The sequence below is a fragment of the Vibrio crassostreae genome (genome assembly GCF_024347415.1).
GTDB classification, from domain to species: Bacteria; Pseudomonadota; Gammaproteobacteria; order Enterobacterales; family Vibrionaceae; genus Vibrio; species Vibrio crassostreae.
Genome location: NZ_AP025479.1, coordinates 1 through 17,379, shown reverse-complemented (window position 1 = coordinate 17,379; position 17,379 = coordinate 1). Strand labels below are relative to the sequence as shown.

The window sequence follows — 17,379 nt, the reverse complement described above, 5'->3', positions numbered from 1 at the left end:
TGCTGCTAGCGGTAATTTACGTTGCATAAGGAAAATACTCATGCTTTCTATTAGCCCTCTGAAATCCGCTTCTGGCGCTGCCAAATATTACCTCAGCGAAGAAAACCCCAAAGACCTACCTGACGTCTCTTTAGAAAAAGACGCGGGCGATAACTATTACCTCAAGGAAAAAGACCAGGAAGAAAACACCTTCTGGCATGGCAAGCTGGCCATCGAAGCGGGACTGGCGGGTAAACCCGTAGAGCAAGCCACTCTAGAATCGGTGCTCTCTGGCAACCTTGGTGGTGAAACCATTAAAGGGAAACGAAATAATCATAAATCGGGCTTCGACCTGACCTTTTCTGCACCTAAAACCGTCAGTGTTCTTGCGCTTGTAAGTGGCGACAATCGACTTATTGAAGCACACAATAACGCTGTAAAATTCGCCTTAACAGAACTAGAAAAAGACGTGGCACAATTCACTACCATCAACAAAGAGGGAGCGCGCGAGTTTCACAACACCGACTCGATGATATTCGCGGTCGTACGCCACAAGACCAGCCGTGAAAACGACCCACAGGTCCACTCTCACGCGCTAGCCGCTAACATGACGCGCGACCAAGAAGGAAAACTTCGCACGCTTGCATCCAGCCTAAAACAAAAAGGGGGCGTGATTAACGGGACTGGCGAGCGCATTTACAACTTCCAAAAATACTACGGTATCTTGTACCAGAGCCAATTGGCTAAAGAGGCAGAAACACTCGGTTATTCCACGCGAGGCGTCGGCAACGGTCAGTTCGAAATCAGCGGTGTCCCTCAGCCTATTCTTGATGCGTCATCCACTCGCAAACAGCAAATTGACCAACGCACACTCGATTTAGGCTTTGACTCTCGCGCGGCGAAAGACGTAGCAAACCTCGATACTCGTAAAAGCAAGACCTACCAGAGCAGTGACAGCCTCAACAAACAGTGGCAAAGCACCGTAAAAGAGCAAGGGTATGAGCCCGCCCAGCTTGTCACCATGGCGCAACAAGTGAAAGAAGCGCAAAACACCCCACTACTTGGTGAAACCAAAGCCGCCATCAGCAGAGCCATTGACCATCTAGGGCAATACAGCACCGCGTTACACCTAGAAAAAATCATTGAACTCACCGCCTCAGAGTTCACCAAAGGCGGCGTACAACTCAACGCTATTGATATCAAAAAAGTCGCGGATGAAATGATTAAACAGGGCGACTTGATAGGACTCAGTCAAAAAGGGCAATACACCACCAAAGGCTTAATTGATAACGAACAAGCGCTTATCGACAGCACCCAAGGTCGGGCGCATCACATGCGCACCCACGTTGAATCCAGCACGCTCAACAAGCTTGCTATCCCTGAAAACCAGCAGCGTATCTTGACTGACCTGTACCACTCCACCAAACAGTTCCATGTGGTCCATGTACACGGCTCATCACAAGATATTGCGCAGCAGCTACTCAACGTAGGCAATCACAGCGGTAAACGTGTCCAATTGGTCTCCCAAAGCGTGAAAGCTAAGACAGAGGGCATGGAGAGCGTACAGCGCAAGAGTCAAACACTCAGCGCCTGGGTCGGTCAGCTCTTTTCACCAGAGCAGCGCCACACCACCCACAGCTTATTGCAAAGCGATACGCCGCTGACCAATAAAGACGTCTTGCTCATCGATGACGCCAATAAGATGAGCGCCAATGAGCTGTTAGCCCTCACCGATAAAGCCAAACAATCGAGCAGTAAAGTGGTGATGCTTAATCGCGTATCAAGCCGCCAGGGATTTAAAGCCAATAACGCTATCTCACTGTATCAAAAAGGCAACGTGGAGAGTCATTCTTGGGTCGGCAAGCGAGCCAGCCATACCAACGTGAAACTGCATGACAATGACACCGATAGGATAGCGCGGGTGTACGCCGACCTCCCCGATAAAGCCAACACGCAAGTGATTGCCACCTCCAGCGTCGAGCAGCGGCGGTTAACCGAAGCGATACGGGGCCAGCTCAAAAATACCGGCGCCCTCGCCAGACACGAAACCACCCTATTCACTCAAACCCCTCACCACCTCTCCAAAGCGCAACAACCCCTCGTTCAACACTACAAACCAGGCATGACACTCACCCACTGGGAGAAAAACAAACCTCAGAGCTTTGTCATCGCCAGCATCGATAAAGAGAGCAACACCATGACCGCACTCAGCAAACGCGATGGACAGTCACACACCTTTGACCCGTCCAGTCGCACCTTTAAGCGCATGAAGATGCAAATCAGCAAACCGCAAAGCCTCAACATCGCCCAAGGCGAACGTCTTCGTACGTTAGGCAAACACTTCCCTGCCGGTTTGGACGCCAATCGAAGTTACCTTGTCACGCACACTGACAAAGAGAGCCTCACGCTTGAGAGCCAAGGTCAAACGCAGCGCGTCAACTTAGAGAGCTTAAAAGACGCGCCGCTGCAATACGACTATGTTCACGGCGCCCACCATATTGAGCAAAAAGCCCATACCTTGCTGTCAGGTAAAGCATTTACTTTATCTAAGCCCCTGATAAACGACCTGACCGAAAAAACAGAGCGCCTTGATATCTTCACCGACAAACCGGACAAAGCCCAAAGCGTACTTGAGAAAGAGCAAGTCTCCCCGTCAGCCATTGAGCGTGTATTACAGACGCAAAACGTCAACGACCGCTACCTAAATGACGCCACCCAAGATTGGCTAAAGCACGATGTCAGTCAGGCACTGTCAGCACTAGCCAAAGCGCAAAACGCCCCACTCATCGAAAAAGCGGTCAGTTTTGCCCTGAACCACCTCTCAGAGCGAGAAGCGGCGTTTAGCCAAAAAGCGTTAGTGGTGGAAGCGGTGCGTTACGCCTTTGAAGAAGCCGGTGGCTCTATTACCAAAGAGCAGGTTGAAACAGAACTGACTAAACGCAGCGACACCCTCTCTGCAGAGTACAGTGACGGCACACGCTGGACGACGCACGCCGCGCTGGAGACTGAAAAGCGCATCTTGCAAAACATCGATGATGGTAAAGACCAACATCAGCCTTTTGCCACACCTAAACAGGTGCAAGACTTTCTCAATACCAAGCCTCGCCTAACCCAAGGGCAAAAGGACGCCATCACCCTCATATCAACCACCAAGGACAGCTTTGTGGCCATCCAAGGGTTAGCCGGCACAGGTAAGTCCACCATGCTTGAATCCAATACTGAACTTATCCAGTTAGTGAAAGAAGCCAGCCAGCAACCAGAGCAAAGCGTCATCGGTCTTGCGCCCACTCACGCCGCGGTTGCAGAGCTAGAAAGCAAAGGCGTGAAAGCGCAAACGCTAGACAGTTTGCTTTCTGACATCCGGCAAGGCAATCGAGAAGCCAGTGACTATCAACACACCTTGTTCTTTCTCGATGAAAGCTCCATGGTCAGCAACAAGCAAGCCGATGAGTTCACAAAGCTCGTCAATGACAGTCAGTCCAAAACAGTCAAATTGGGCGATAAAGAGCAGCTTTTATCACTCAGTGCCGGTAAACCCTTTGAGCTAGCCATAAGCCAAGGCCGCATCGATACCGCTTACATGACCGACATCATCCGTCAGCAAAACGACACCTTACTTAATGCGGCGCAAAACATCATTGATAAGCAGCCACAGAGCGCCCTGGATAAGCTCCAGCAGCAAGCCCCTGATACTCAAGGCAACCGCCAGCATGTCATCTCTACGCTGGATGAACACCGTAAAGACCGACACAAAGCGCAGTTAGAAGCCACAGAAAAACTGCCCTATATGATCGCCAAGGACTATCTAGAGCGCACACCAGAGACGCGAGAAAACACACTTCTCATTCTTTACACCAACAAGGAGCGAGACCAAACTACCGAATACATCCGAGTCGGATTGATGAAAAAGAGTGAGTTAGGCAAAGAGAACGTCATCGCAACCCGGCTACGCTCAATCGGTGCGACGGGTGAAGAGCTCACCACCATGATGCCGTATCAAAAAGGCTTAATACTGAGCACCAGACCCGGTGAGTACGCGACAATCACTCACGTAGATTCAGAGCATGGCGTAGTAACACTTCAAGACGCGAGTACAGGTAAGACAAGGCCGTTCTTACCCCGCAATCGAGACCATACCTTCACGACACTGTTTAGCGTGTCAGAAAAACCCCTCTCAACGGGCGATAAAATCATCACCCGTTTTACCGATAAAGAGCGCGGCATTAAAGCCAACGTGGAGTACCGCATCACGCAAGCGACTACAGACAGTATTGTCGCTCAATCTAAGACAGGACAAACACTCAACCTTCACCCTAATGCGCTTAAAGACGGGCACTGGGACTACGCGTACAGTCGAACCGCAGACATGGCGCAAGGGTCCACCTATCAACACGTCATTAGCGCGATACAAAGCAAAGGCGCACTGACCAACTTAAGACGCGCCGGTATCGATGTGACTCGTGCCAGTCAGCACATTCGGCTCTATACCGACAACACAAAACAACTGGTCAAAAGCTGGCTTTCTAAAGATAGCCATAAAGCCAGTGCGATAGAAACCCTCAACCAAATCCCACCCAAAGACACCACTTACTTTAACCGTAATGCCCTCCCTCATGAGGACGTCCGGTTCCAAAATAAAAGCGGTGACTTTGACTACAACAAATTTAGGGAGCACATCAATACGCAACTACCAAAATACACAGAAAGCCTCGCCGTTCAGTTATTAGGCCAGCCGAATCAATCCAAATCAGACCGGGATTACTTAACCTTTGGCATTGGTAAATCAGCCATTAAAGTGACCCTAACAGGAGAGCATCGAGGGTATTTTAAAGACTACACCACGGGCGAAAAAGGCGCATTGATTAACCTAATCATGAGTCATAAGGAAATGAATTATAAAGCCGCGATGAATGAAGCGCACAAGATGCTCAATGAGCCGGACAAATATCAATTGGAGGAAAACAGTAAACACGAAAAATTACTGAGCACCACCCCAAGGCATATTGCGCAGTTTGAAGAAAGGGCTAAGGATTATATCAATCAAAGCTTACCGATGGATAACACACTGGCCCAAACGTACTTAAACAAGCTCGGTGTCAATAACATTGAAAACAACCATGTAAAATTCCACCCAGCGGTCTATTCATCCGAAGATAGATCCCTTCACCCTGCGATGCTAACCAACATCCACAATAAACAAGGTGAAACCAAAGCCATAGAAGTGACCTATTTAGACACTCAAGGAAATAAAGACTCCTCCCTAGATATTAATCCAAGAACCCTAGGAACAAAATCCAAACAATTAACACAATTCCATCAGGGGGAGGATTTAAACACCACCATCATCAGCACATCGATAGAAAACTCGTTTTTAATTCGAGACCAAACTCAAGGGCAGATTGACATTATCAACGTCAATCATAAGAACGACATTCAAAACATCTCTACCGATGAACTGAGACAGAACATCATTATTGTATTAAATCACGGCAACCACGATTTAAACCCGAACAACATTGAGAAAATCGTCGAGAACTTTAATGGTCGAGACATTCAATTCATGTCAGACGATAACCTTAAAGAGGACATCAAATCATGCCTTGATAAACTAGAGCAAGATAACAGCGCACATAACATTGAATTAAGTGAGCCACTCATTTCTCATCAAGAGAGCGAATTAGACACCCTCAACTATAATGAGAAAAAAGAAACCGACAGCCAATCACTCGATCACTTTGAGCCAAAAGAATATTCCCCTCAAAAAGAGATGGAATTTAATCAATCAGAGAAAGAGAGCCATTGGGAAGACAGAGAAATCGACAGAGAGTTAGAGCGATAATAAAAGGGTAGCCAATGGCTACCCTTTTTTTTCGCCTTCAAGATATTCATCGACGCTTTTATCAACCAAAGCGGTATTGGATTTTCTTTGCTCAATCGAATCCGCTTTATTCTTATAATACCCCTCCCCATCAAAGCTATGCGCCAAATTTAAATTTAGCACGCCTTGTACTTGCCTAACTCTACGATACGTTTCTTCCATCAACTCACGGTTCGACGGCCGTTCATCGTCACTGTCATTCAGTTTGATACGCAACGCCAAGGTGAAAAGCTGACGAGTTGCCTCAGCATCACTTAACTTTTCTCTATCTCTGAACTTCTTAAAATCTTGCTCTAGCTTCCCTCGAAGGGAGCTTTGTAAAGGGTAAGAACGCGACATAATTTAGCCTTTTCTCCTCAATGAATGTCAATGAAGTCCACTTTTAAACCCCAATGAAATCCAATAAAATCTCAATGTAAACCCATTGTACTTAGTTTTAAAAAAACCGCCAAAGCCTTACCTATAAAGGGATAAATAATAATTCAATTAAATCCCATTGGATTTAGATTGAAATAACCGCAATCCCTTATACAGAAAGGCATCAATGATAATTCAATGTGATTATATATTTTTACACTGAGATTTCAGCGGCTAATTAGTTGAGATTTTGAAAATTTTTTTTCGCTCTATTTCACCTTCAACAACCTAAATAAGTCATTGTTTTTATTATCTTTATATTTCTCACAGACAACCATTCACATTGAAATCAATGTGCCGTGGTGTGTGGTCACCAACTCAACTAACCAACAACTCAGAACGAATGACCTGAGTTCCTTAATCAAAGCAGCGGGAAAAACTGACAGCGAAAGACAAAAGCCGACCAGGTGGCGAATGAATCTGACGAACGAGGGATGCGGGGGATCTGAAAGTTGAGGGAAGAAAGCGAGAGGAAAAGCTAAAGACCTTGCACCGTTATGGTGCGAGGTCTTTTATTGAACGTTCATCTTAAAATAAACCGATTGGACTTTTTGGATGTATATTTTTCTGGCGTTCTCAGTGCGTTTTGAAAAACCCGCATTATAAGCGCCGACGCTGTTCCAGTTATAACCATGACTAGAAAAATTAGAACTTAATACCCACGCTCCAAGATGAACATTAAAGCAAGGATTATAGATGCTTGTTTCATTCACATTAAATTCGGATAGTCGATCAAACCAATGGGAATTAATTTGCATCAATCCAAAGTCACGACTGATCACTTGACCGATTTTGTTTTTATTTTCATTGTACGCATTCGGTTTTAAGCTGCTCTCTACCGTTGCAATGGATTTTAAAAGCTGTGGATCGACATTATAAAATCGCCCTGCCTCATCAAAGCAAAAAGCCCAACTGAAACACGGCGATAACAACGAAAGATAAAGTAATGGTTTCATCATAAAAAAGAGCCCTGATAATAGGACTCTCATTTTATGCCATCCCATTGAGATATCAATATTCACAAGATAATAAAATTGTGGTCACGCTGCGGTCACGTTCGGTTATTATCCAAACAGACTGTTTACAAACCGTATAACTCGATATCACTCGCTCGCCTGTTTTGGTAGCTTCGTCATTGGTAATTTTATCTTCAATGCAAGTCTCTCCCCAATCCCCATTTTGGTGACGCTGCAAATAAATCGACAAGTTAACACCGACATTATTCTCTAGTAATAATTGGATACCTTGCGTATAGACCACTTTACCCAGCGAGAACGGCACGGCCGTACACATGTAAAATTTTGCTTTTGTTTCTTCTCTATCTTGTGTAGCATTCAGAATGTTCATTAAATCTAACTCCGATGTGATTGAACATGCCTTGATATTTGATGGAACAAATATCAAGGCGCTTTAATGTTAACGCCTAATAAACGTCTTCCGTTTTACGAATATGATTAAACAATTCATAAATTTCATCGTAAGTGATGCCATACCCTTCGAGCTTTTCCACACAATCACAAATATCATTGGTGTAGAAACACTCATGATTAAATAACTCACGGCGAATGATCGCCTTTTTACCATTCTCTTTGATATCTTCAGCGATCCCTTCTTGAGCGATAGAATCCAAACGGATCATTAATTGCTTGGCATTATCAACTGGGCAAATTAACCCCATACCTAGTGACGCATATTTCACGCCCTCTTTTTTTGCCTCATCGAATTGTTGATTAGAAAAAGCAAAGAACGTCCCGGTCTCATTAAAAGCCTGAGTTTGTTTGTCTTGAATATAGTGTGAGAGATATTTCATTGTGTCGTTCCTTTCATTAAAAACAGAAAAAAGCCTGAGCGCTACGAATTAGAATCAGCGCCCAAAGAGATATCATTTTTTGGTGAGCTTTCGTGGCCAGCGGCGAAACGCTGGTCACTGAATTTGAATTAGAGAGAGTTAGGTTTGAATTTTGTTGCGCCATGAGGATTTTCCTTTTGTTTGAGTATCACTTTTCGGAGCCGCTTGGCTGTCCGCTCTCTCAACATCGTTCTGCTTTGCAAGGGCGCGCAGCGTTCATTTACCCTTGCAAATCAGGTTGTGGGGAGAGACGGTTAACAGCCTGCGAACCCGTAAATGATGCGAGTGAAAGGAAATCGGCGCATAAGAAAACAAGCCTTACTCGAACTTATTCAAAGGCAGGGAGAGCAACGAGGAGGCACGACGAGGCGCAACGAACGCAGTGAGAGGAGTGCGTTCAGGATTGCAGCGATATCCTTTTAGATAGGGGCTGTAGAGAGGCACTCCCTGGGGCGGCACGCAGTGACACACCAGGGTGATGGCACTCTTAGGCCATAGATGAAAGATACCAGCGAAAAGCCTTGCCCGAAGGGTAACGCCCAACTCAAGCCCTTATCAAGACACAGCACTTCAAATAGGCTTTAAATCATTATGATAAAAAAGCCGCCTATCAAGCCCTATAAGCCACAACCCCATAAAGCAACCCCATGACAAGGCAATACAATCAAACATCGAGCAAATGGACGCACTGTGGCACTGAGAGCCGGCTTGACGACCGCTTGCGGTCGAGCCTTTGGCTCAACTTCTTTTAGCGCGAGTGTTGAAGCGTTCGAGGACATAATGAGGACAAAAAAATGCCTCTAGGATAAGAGGCATTTCAGAAAACATATTTGTACATTAAGCGGTGATATGACTGCCAACCCAAAACGCGGCACCGGCTACCGTCGCAATCATCGCAAAGGCAGTAGCAATAACGAGGTTTTTAAGGGAACTCACTTCATTACGAACCCCCAGGACCTCATTCCGTACCCCTTGAATATCAGATTTCAGCTCATTACGAACCGCTTCGATCTTCTGATCGAGTTCTTTCCGCGTATCATTTAACTGCTCTTGAGTGGCAGCATGAGCGGTTAGGTTGATCAGCTCTTCAACGCTTAATGTAACTTTGCTTGATTCAGACATAATAGAAACCTTATTTAATTGTCTTTAGTTTACTGCATTACGCTAGGGAAGTCATTCACGCCAAAATGGGCGTGAATGAGATGGCCATGACTTTAAAATTCCGATGTTCCAAGCCAATAACCCTCACCATCAAACGCATTCCAAGTGTCTAATTTTTCAAACACATCGCATTTTTCAAGCTCCTCCACAGTTCCTTCCCACTCTGGTTTTAAGTCAGGCTCGTCGTCAGATAACAGTGTGTAAATCTTAACTAGAGTGCTTTTTAGTAAAGCATTGAAAAATTTATCAGGGTGAACGTAGTCAGTTTGAGCAACAAAATGAAGACTTGAGCCTTCCGTAACATGCCAAACTTTTTCTTTGATGTAGTCAAAACAAGCTTCATCATTTGTACCTGGACACTGAGCTCTAACACCCTCAGAGCAAAAAAGTTGGATAAATCCATATTGAGATTCAGACAAAGAGGCATCATTTTTTGGTGAGCTTTCGTGCCCAACGGCGAAACGTTGGTCGCTGTTTGGCATTTTAGGGAGAGTTAGGGTTGAGTTTTGTTGCGCCATGAGGAGTCAGGGTGATGTCACTCTTAGGCCATAGATGAAAGATACAAGCAAAAAGCCTTGCCCGAAGGGTAACGCCCAACTCAAGCCTTCATCACAACGCAGCCCTTCACATCGACCTTAAACCATGATGATAAAAAAGCCGTCGATAAGGTCCTGTAAGCATCCCCTTCCGTGACGAATAAAATCACCCTTAATTGGTCTATTTACCATAATGGACCTAATAAACACCGGATTTTTTGCCTAGTAGCTCTTGAAAAGAGTAGTTTCAGTGCCCACATTTGAATATGGTGCAATAGTTGCACCTTAATGGGTGAAATAAAAAGGTTATACGTAATGAATGATTGGGAATATGTGAATTTTAGTGAAGATCATGAAATGGATTATCATTTGGGGCTAGTTAGTAAATCCAAATCGGCATACAACAGAAAGTATCTAATAGATAATACGCAATGGACAGCAAAGAAAGAGCTAAACAAAACGCGCATTACTCACGATGAATTCAAGCCTTTTGTGGAAGCAGATAAGGCGAACTTGGAAGATCCTGCTTAACGTTGAAATGTATATAAAAGAACGCCTCCGTCGGGAGGCGTTCTTCGTGATGGAGTAACGCGGCTGTACATAACTCCAATAATGCGGTCAAAAAGAAGCACCGATGAGGTTGCTTCTTTTTGTAAGAGGTTTCTTATTTTAAGATCTCCTTTCGGATTTCTTTGTGTGAATCCAAAAGGTCTAACAACATACTTAATGCTTTAGGAGGGGCTAGCTCCCCTCGTTCGTAACGAGAAAAAGCATTGTGTCCGCCACCAAATAGTTCTCCAGCGTCCTTTTGATTTAGCCCTAGTGCTTTTCGGATACTACGAATTTTTTTCGGTTCAATAATTCCATCGACTCTTGCCCTAAATGCTTGAATATCAATACGGTTGAATTTTACATCATCAGGCTCAAGAATCGCTTCTTCACAGCAGGAGCAGTGTATGCCTGGCTGTTGGATTAATAGTGTGTGTCCTTTGTAGTGGTATTCGGTATCACGATTTTCTCGATTCATAACACCTTCGCCACAAAAAGGACAAGATTTACCGTTAAAGTTACCCATACTATGTGCCTCTACAAACAATTATTTTCTCTTAAAAGAGACAATGTACATACTGATAAAGCCGCTTCCGATATCTTGAAATTTAGTGTAGATATCGACGCCACACCAAGACGTTCGATAAACATCAAAGTAGCCAAGATCAGGTCGCTTATCGGATGGCATGGTTTTATAGAAGTCGGATGGTTGTAATGATTTTATTACGTCCACCACATCCTGTTCATCCATACCTAGCTCTACGTACCCCTGACGAGCTGACTTTGTAAACCGAAGCTTATCAACTTTAGAGAATGTTTTTTTTATCAAATAAAGATCGTAACTTGGAGTAGTAAAGCTGGTTGTCATTGCAAGCCCCATTACCCTTTAAGGGTTATTATTTATGTATAAGCCAATAGTGTCAAGTAATTTTACACTTATAAAACTTGTATGGTACTGAGTCTAAAGCCCAATGAAAACGTATTCTATGTAGAAGTACACAAAGTTACTCCTCAATGGACACGGTTTCATTTGTTTGATTTCTTGGTGTAAGTTCGTTTAGGGCGCATTCTGGAAGAATGTAATTCCTCAGCATATATCCGACCTTTGCTAGTAAGTTGCCACATATTCTCATTCTCTTTAGCAGAAGAATTTAGCAACTTGTTTTCATTCGGCTGATAAACCAAATAACCATTGTCTGACAACTTTCTTAAACCGACCAAAAAATGATTTGAGGTTAATTCTTTACACAGTGACTTACTAACCTGTTTACGTAGATAGCTAGTGTGTACTGGTGTATGCTTACCGTGATTCAGTTCAATGTAATGTATAATCAACATCGCATTTTTTTGCTGCGCACTAACTCTAATACCCAAACCGCCCCCATAAACAACCTTAATCGTACCCATACGATTAAGGTGAAATACACCTTTCCATAATCCATTGAGCCAATCTATTGCTTCATCTCTTTAGTCTTTCTGTTTACATACCGAGCTAGCCCGTCAAGGTCTGGAAATAAAGTAGCTTCATTAACACCGTAGTTATCCAACATGCGTATTTTCATCTAAGCAGATCACCTAATAACATCCATCGAGATCGCTTAGTATCATTCATGGAGATCACCAATTACCATCGATGAAGATCACTTTTCAGTGTCGATGTTATTACCTGATCTCCATCGATGTTATTTTTCCCGCCTCATAGATGTGTGAAATCCTATCCTAAATATCGTTATTTCGATTTTTTGGGAACAATATGCCGACACCATCTATCACTATGAGAAAACTTAAAGAAATCCTGCGCTTAAAATACGGTGCAAAACTTAGCCATCGACAAATAGCTCGAAGCTTGTCTATCTCAGCTTCAGTCGTCTCGCGATATGCGAATAGAGCCTCACAACTTGGTATTTCCCAATGGCCACTGCTGGAAGGCTGGGACGATGCCATGTTGAGCAGAGAGTTCCTCAAAACGACAGTGGCTCCTAAAAAGTATGCGTTACCCGATTGGGCCGATGTCCATAAGCAGCTTCGCTCTAAAACCATGACACTTCAGCTTTTATGGGAAGAATACGCCGAACGTAATAGCGATGGTCACTACAGCTATAATCACTACTGCCGTTTATACAAAGCTTGGAACAAAACCATGACGCCTTCGATGCGCCAGTTTTTGACCTCTTCTTCGGTTAAGTGAGGCTCTACAATAGCCCAACGGAAGCCTTGTTTAGACCACTTACCGCCAGCACCTTTAAATTCAACCTCGTCAACATAAACAACCACGATTTCGTTACCATCGGCTGTTTTTTGTGGGTAGCGTTCGATCTTATCACTGGTGCGAATCGTCAAATTTTCGTTATACATATAAGTATCTGTAATCACGTTTTTCCCTCTACCTTTGGTTTTTGTACTTGGTAAATAACATTGCTATAAGTACCGCGCAAATCAACAAGCCAAGCCAAAACCAACCATTCGTTAAAAAGCTATCATTTGTACGAAACAGCATCTTATTCCCTCTAAAATTCGTCCAATCTATCTTCTGGAAGTTGAATCCTAAAATTCAGAGTCTGCCCGTTAAGGTTAAATTCTCAAACTTCTTGTGCTTCATCGTGTAAGTCCAAATCATCACAACCATAGTATGCCGTCCATTCAAAACTAGCTTGAAGGGAACCAGTTCCAACAGGGCGTCCTTCTTCTAGATGAAATGGTTCATCAAAATCAACCTGATCAACAGCAAAACTATCAGTGGCATAATTAGCTTAATCATTTAACTGTGCACAGATAGCACCAATGATAGGAAAAAAGTCAGACTCGTTATCTACAACTGTTTCTGCTACGGCATTTTTCAAATATTCTAAATCACTTTCAGGTTCAAGTTGTAATTCAAACTCAACCTCTAACCATTCCATAGAATTTAGTTGCATCACTTCCCTCAAAGATCGGTTAATTGTTTCAACTTTTTCTCAAGTACATTCTTGCTTAAAGCAAATGCGATCTTTACAACCTCATTAGGCCCAGCATCTGAGAATGACGTTTTTAACTGGTCGATTACTGTTGGCTTAGTTAAGTCGGCTGCAAATTGATGTCCATGAGCAGTGAGCCGCAAAGGTATAATACTAACTATCCATCCTGAGCCAGTTCTTCTAAAGCCAATACCGTCTTTCTTCGTAAGTGCAGACTCTAGGCAATTTTGGTCAGCTAATATCTCAAGATGAAAAACTAGTTTATCTAAGGCTTGTTCGTCGTCCTTTGGCCACAATGCTTGAAATGGTGCAACATTGAGCTTGAAGTCACTTTTTCCACTATCCAGAATTAGAGTTAAGACGTTGTTCAAATATTCATAATCAATTCTCATTAATTTTTCCTCTACTCAACTTCAACAACCGAAACTGGAATGTCATCGATAACATCTCCAATTTTCCACCCCGTTTTATCTAGGGTCTCCTGTGGAGTACCTTCTGGAACTTCAAACCAATAGCAGTAAGTCATTTCTTCATGACTACCTGTATTTGCATTAAGTTCAACGTCCATTTTATCCAATTCTTTATCCGTAATCCCCAGATATTGCGATAAAGGACTGCTTGGGTTTTTTACAAGAGTTGTAGTAAAGGTTCCTGTGGTACGCTCTTCCCGAACCGTTTTGTGGCAGTAAGGGCAATCAATAGGCTCGCGACAAGCTCCACAAACCCCACCGCCTCCAACTTCCACAACTGTAAAAAGAGCACCACAAAAAGAACATTTTTCTGCCATGATATTCCCCTTATGCTTGAACCCAAGCATAAAGCTCGGTTCCATCTATGAGTGTAACGGTCTTACTAGTGTAACCTTTAGACTTCAAGCTTAAACGTACGCTAGCATTTAAGGACTGGATATAACGGTATACTGCCTTGTTTGTTCCATACTCTACGCCAACCTCTTCAAGATTACGCTTTAGCTCAACCCAAGGTATTTGCCTAATTTCCATTTTTATTTTCCCCTATTACTTCACTTTATTCTTATCTGGCAAGCCGTTCACAGCGTCTAAATCCCGCTGCTCCCCTGCCTTTGCTATACGTGATAGCTGACGTTCTGACTTACCCCAACGTTTTGCAATTTCTTCAAACTTCCAACCTTTAGCGTTTGCTATAAGTTGAAACTCTGTAATATTTTTACCCGCCATATAGGTCTAGTACACTCCGATTTATTTACCTGTCAAATATGTCTAGCTTGCTAATCACCACTATTTCAATTCGTGGGAGATAACAACGCCTCAAAACGTTCTAAGCTTTTGATATTACACTCTTGATTGAATTTATCTTCAAACCCTAACACTGTAATAAGATCTCGTTTAGAAGTGGATAGTAAGTAAATAGCGTCCGTGTGCTCGTTGAACATTTTTAGAAGAAACTCAATAGCATCAACTCGGTTTCGAGTGGATCTACCTTTCCATGCTGGCTCATGATGGAATAAACGATTCCTGAACTTATTTAATGCTCCCATTTTCTGAAATAGTGTATTGAGTTTAACTCTCTTCTCTCTAGCGTTCGGGAAACACTTATCCAACTGTGTTTGCCATAGGTTATGATCTCTGTTACGAGGGTTGTTGTAGTCTCGGTGTAACATGTGAACCCAAAATCCAAACGGTAATCGAGAAACAAGATCGTTACTGGTATATCGAGCGCCTACATCCTTTAAACACTGCTGTTCTGCAAAATCGACTTGTTTTCTAGACTCTTGACTTAGAGGAATTCGCTTATACCATTCATCATCTTCAAAGCATTCTGTTGCTGATTTATGGATTGAATTTCTCAACGTCACTTCAAGTAGCTGAACTACTGAGAAAAACTGAGACATTATACTTTGCATTGCCATATAGACGGCTATTAACTCACTATCAGATTTACAGTCGAGCACCTGACGATAGGTCTCTAGTTTTTCTGTAGAAAGCCCTTGCTTGATCTCTTCCAAATCCAAATTATTTGCCCTCTGTATCAAGGTTGTGTATTATTAGACGCAACTGAGGTAAATCCTCTTGTTGTGATAGCCCTGTCCTCTTCCGCTGGAAACAGTATTGACAACAGGTAGCGAGTTTAAGAGCCACCCTTTCGAGGGTGGCTCACTTGTTTGTAGCTAATAAAAGCACACTACCTACATACACCCGTCATATATGTCTAGCACATTTTAAAAAGCCATATCTGCAATTGCTAGCATACTCACAGTATCTGTCTCTATAAGTCTTAACGTGGTTTCAAGGCTCTTATTACCTAACATGAAACAAGAACCTCAAACAAACGCTATCGAAAAGAACTCACGATAGAGCAACACATTGAACGACTAACCCAATTCAAATTCCTATCTGGACGCGGGGTCAAAATCATGCATTCAGGGTATCCGGCCGAATTATACGACTCGCTATTAACGGACTGGCGGACATGACACGGGGTGGTGTGAGACGAGAAAAATTGTGGATGAATTACGAAGCCGATAGTTTGCACTGGTCAGCTTATGCAGGGGTTAACTTTACCGACCGACTACGCATTAAACGAAAAGCCCAATGATGGGCTAAAAACTACCAAGCGTTAGAGCCAAAAGAAAGACTAGCAGTGTTGGCCGCTATGATGGAAGTAGAATAGACAGATTTAACTGTGTTGGCCACGGAGCAAAAGTTAGGAAAAAACGCTCCTTTCACTTAAGACCAGGTAAGTGACACACTCTTTGAATGACTCACTTTAGTTTCTCTCAAGATATTCAACCAACTTGACGTACTCTTCTATGGTGAATGGTTCTGACGAATTTAAAACGGTTCGCCTAATGAGCTCCTTGGTCATGTTAAGAGAGCAATTGAGATATTGTTGGGTGACAAAGATCAGTTTCGAAAAAGACGGATTATTGATCACCAATGGCTTTCTCCCTTTCATTCGAACTTCAAAACGCTCGATCACGTAATCACCCTCTCCGTCCTCGATACACACCCATTCATTTATATTCAAATTCAACTCCATTAAGATAGGTTTGTGCTGGTTGCTATATGCTTGCATGTAGAGACAGGACAAAGCCGACAAGCAATCGCGCGTCAGTTTTTACATTCAACGGTAAATTCAAAGCTTAAACGCATAGGTCCAATGAAGCTCCATTATTTTTTCCAGTCACGCCATAAACTTACTGTTTAACTGACCGTAACTGTCTGATTAATTGTTTAACTATTTTCATTTAATCATTCCTTGGTTTCCCTATCGAGAGCACCAAAAATGTTTCAGCTTACTTGATATTACTCTCGTCATGAAGAGAATCTAACTCGCTAGCAAGATCCCGGAAATAAGCCGCCCATAATTTAGTCTGCTTTTTAGACAACTTCACCTCAGCAAGTAACTCATCAATTGAAAACTTTCGTTCTGGGATATCAGGAGAAAGATAAAGAGTCAGCTTTCCCACCTTAGTCATTTCTAGATGGGGAGCCAATGGCCAAGACAAGGCTTTAGTATCGATAAAATTTCTCAGTAACATAAAGGAAGACTCCATTTTTATTATTGATTTTTTAATGCTAACAAAGTAAGCGCTCCATAAAACCCGCATTCTAATCGCCTAGCGCGAAGAATAAGATCAAGTCTCCGACCATGAGGAGATTTGAAATGGGGAAAACGACACACTAATCAAGAATGGCAAACGCTCATCGAGCAGTCTGAATCGAGTTCATTGTCAACGCTTGCATTTTGTAAGCTCAATGAACTCAACCCCTCAACGTTTTATGCTAAGCGCCAGCAACTTAAAAAAGCGAATATCTCTCAAGGCTTTGTACGGGCAGAGGTCGTCGAAAAGACAACGAAATATCAAGCTCAAATAGCCACCGCTAACATGACACTTCTCATCAATGATGTGGAATTGAGCATTCCTCAAGGCACGCCCGCTGCCTACCTGGCAGAACTCATTGGGGCCTTGTCATGAAACATATGCTCAGCGCACCAGAGATTTATCTCTACCGTGAGAGTGTCGATTTTAGAAAGTCCATCAATGGCCTCGCAGCGATTATCTAAAGTGACACC

At 43.3% G+C, this 17,379-nt stretch carries 18 protein-coding genes and 1 pseudogene; 4 read left to right on the top strand and 15 right to left on the bottom strand.

Annotated features, from left to right (window positions below):
* The first annotated feature begins 40 nt into the window (after positions 1 to 40).
* Entirely contained in the window at positions 41 to 5,818 is a 5,778-nt protein-coding gene (traI, locus tag OC193_RS25430) for a conjugative transfer relaxase/helicase TraI (RefSeq protein ID WP_261978816.1), read from the top strand.
* 18 nt (positions 5,819 to 5,836) lie between these two features.
* Here traI and OC193_RS25425 read toward each other — a convergent pair whose 3' ends face one another.
* The 6 genes from OC193_RS25425 to OC193_RS25400 form a co-directional block, all read right to left on the bottom strand.
* Positions 5,837 to 6,196, bottom strand: a complete 360-nt coding sequence (locus OC193_RS25425) for a hypothetical protein (protein WP_016790675.1) — start codon at positions 6,194 to 6,196, stop codon at positions 5,837 to 5,839.
* A gap of 590 nt (positions 6,197 to 6,786) precedes the next feature.
* The gene (locus tag OC193_RS25420) at positions 6,787 to 7,230 is read right to left on the bottom strand and encodes a lytic transglycosylase domain-containing protein (protein ID WP_048659144.1); all 444 of its coding nucleotides are present in this window, start codon (positions 7,228 to 7,230) and stop codon (positions 6,787 to 6,789) included.
* Positions 7,231 to 7,285: 55 nt separating this feature from the next.
* Complete coding sequence (locus tag OC193_RS25415; protein WP_048659140.1) at positions 7,286 to 7,621, bottom strand: hypothetical protein; 336 nt, start codon at positions 7,619 to 7,621, stop codon at positions 7,286 to 7,288.
* 76 nt (positions 7,622 to 7,697) lie between these two features.
* Complete coding sequence (locus OC193_RS25410; protein WP_048669564.1) at positions 7,698 to 8,084, bottom strand: DUF7659 family protein; 387 nt, start codon at positions 8,082 to 8,084, stop codon at positions 7,698 to 7,700.
* Positions 8,085 to 8,960: 876 nt separating this feature from the next.
* Positions 8,961 to 9,245 (bottom strand): hypothetical protein, encoded by a 285-nt coding sequence (locus tag OC193_RS25405; protein WP_048659138.1) that lies wholly within the window; start codon positions 9,243 to 9,245, stop codon positions 8,961 to 8,963.
* A gap of 92 nt (positions 9,246 to 9,337) precedes the next feature.
* Positions 9,338 to 9,802: a hypothetical protein gene (locus OC193_RS25400; RefSeq protein ID WP_048659137.1), complete on the bottom strand. Its 465-nt coding sequence runs from the start codon at positions 9,800 to 9,802 to the stop codon at positions 9,338 to 9,340.
* Between the two features lie 333 nt (positions 9,803 to 10,135).
* Between OC193_RS25400 and OC193_RS25395 the strand changes: the two genes are divergently transcribed.
* Positions 10,136 to 10,351, top strand: coding sequence for a hypothetical protein (locus OC193_RS25395; protein ID WP_017087580.1), 216 nt, complete (start codon positions 10,136 to 10,138; stop codon positions 10,349 to 10,351).
* 133 nt (positions 10,352 to 10,484) lie between these two features.
* On the opposite strand, the gene OC193_RS25390 is transcribed toward OC193_RS25395, so the two are convergent.
* Together OC193_RS25390 and OC193_RS25385 are read right to left on the bottom strand one after the other, a co-directional pair.
* Positions 10,485 to 10,895 carry a type II toxin-antitoxin system MqsA family antitoxin gene (locus OC193_RS25390; RefSeq protein ID WP_048659136.1) on the bottom strand — a complete coding sequence of 137 codons (411 nt, stop codon included), beginning with the start codon at positions 10,893 to 10,895 and terminating at the stop codon, positions 10,485 to 10,487.
* A 21-nt stretch (positions 10,896 to 10,916) separates the two neighbouring features.
* Positions 10,917 to 11,237: a type II toxin-antitoxin system MqsR family toxin gene (locus tag OC193_RS25385; RefSeq protein ID WP_048659135.1), complete on the bottom strand. Its 321-nt coding sequence runs from the start codon at positions 11,235 to 11,237 to the stop codon at positions 10,917 to 10,919.
* Between the two features lie 885 nt (positions 11,238 to 12,122).
* Between OC193_RS25385 and OC193_RS25380 the strand changes: the two are divergent.
* A pseudogene (locus OC193_RS25380) lies at positions 12,123 to 12,530 on the top strand (IS21 family transposase); the annotation flags it as partial.
* On the opposite strand, the gene OC193_RS25375 reads toward OC193_RS25380, so the two are convergent.
* The 7 genes from OC193_RS25375 to OC193_RS25340 all read right to left on the bottom strand — a co-directional run bounded on the left by OC193_RS25375 (position 12,476) and on the right by OC193_RS25340 (position 16,912).
* Complete coding sequence (locus OC193_RS25375) at positions 12,476 to 12,724, bottom strand: hypothetical protein (protein WP_048659133.1); 249 nt, start codon at positions 12,722 to 12,724, stop codon at positions 12,476 to 12,478. The pseudogene OC193_RS25380 and the gene OC193_RS25375 overlap by 55 nt on opposite strands.
* A gap of 395 nt (positions 12,725 to 13,119) precedes the next feature.
* Positions 13,120 to 13,269, bottom strand: coding sequence for a hypothetical protein (locus tag OC193_RS25370; protein WP_155407272.1), 150 nt, complete (start codon positions 13,267 to 13,269; stop codon positions 13,120 to 13,122).
* Between the two features lie 23 nt (positions 13,270 to 13,292).
* Positions 13,293 to 13,715, bottom strand: a complete 423-nt coding sequence (locus OC193_RS25365) for a DUF2513 domain-containing protein (protein WP_048659132.1) — start codon at positions 13,713 to 13,715, stop codon at positions 13,293 to 13,295.
* A gap of 11 nt (positions 13,716 to 13,726) precedes the next feature.
* Positions 13,727 to 14,110: a hypothetical protein gene (locus OC193_RS25360; RefSeq protein WP_132714722.1), complete on the bottom strand. Its 384-nt coding sequence runs from the start codon at positions 14,108 to 14,110 to the stop codon at positions 13,727 to 13,729.
* A gap of 229 nt (positions 14,111 to 14,339) precedes the next feature.
* Entirely contained in the window at positions 14,340 to 14,519 is a 180-nt protein-coding gene (locus OC193_RS25355) for a hypothetical protein (RefSeq protein WP_048659129.1), read from the bottom strand.
* A gap of 65 nt (positions 14,520 to 14,584) precedes the next feature.
* Positions 14,585 to 15,307 carry a hypothetical protein gene (locus tag OC193_RS25350; protein ID WP_230852425.1) on the bottom strand — a complete coding sequence of 241 codons (723 nt, stop codon included), beginning with the start codon at positions 15,305 to 15,307 and terminating at the stop codon, positions 14,585 to 14,587.
* A 1,290-nt stretch (positions 15,308 to 16,597) separates the two neighbouring features.
* Positions 16,598 to 16,912 (bottom strand): hypothetical protein, encoded by a 315-nt coding sequence (locus OC193_RS25340; protein ID WP_048659127.1) that lies wholly within the window; start codon positions 16,910 to 16,912, stop codon positions 16,598 to 16,600.
* A gap of 51 nt (positions 16,913 to 16,963) precedes the next feature.
* Here OC193_RS25340 and tnpA point away from each other — a divergent pair, with 51 nt between their 5' ends.
* The gene (tnpA, locus tag OC193_RS25335) at positions 16,964 to 17,281 is read left to right on the top strand and encodes an IS66 family insertion sequence element accessory protein TnpA (protein ID WP_048659126.1); all 318 of its coding nucleotides are present in this window, start codon (positions 16,964 to 16,966) and stop codon (positions 17,279 to 17,281) included.
* Positions 17,282 to 17,379 lie beyond the last annotated feature (98 nt).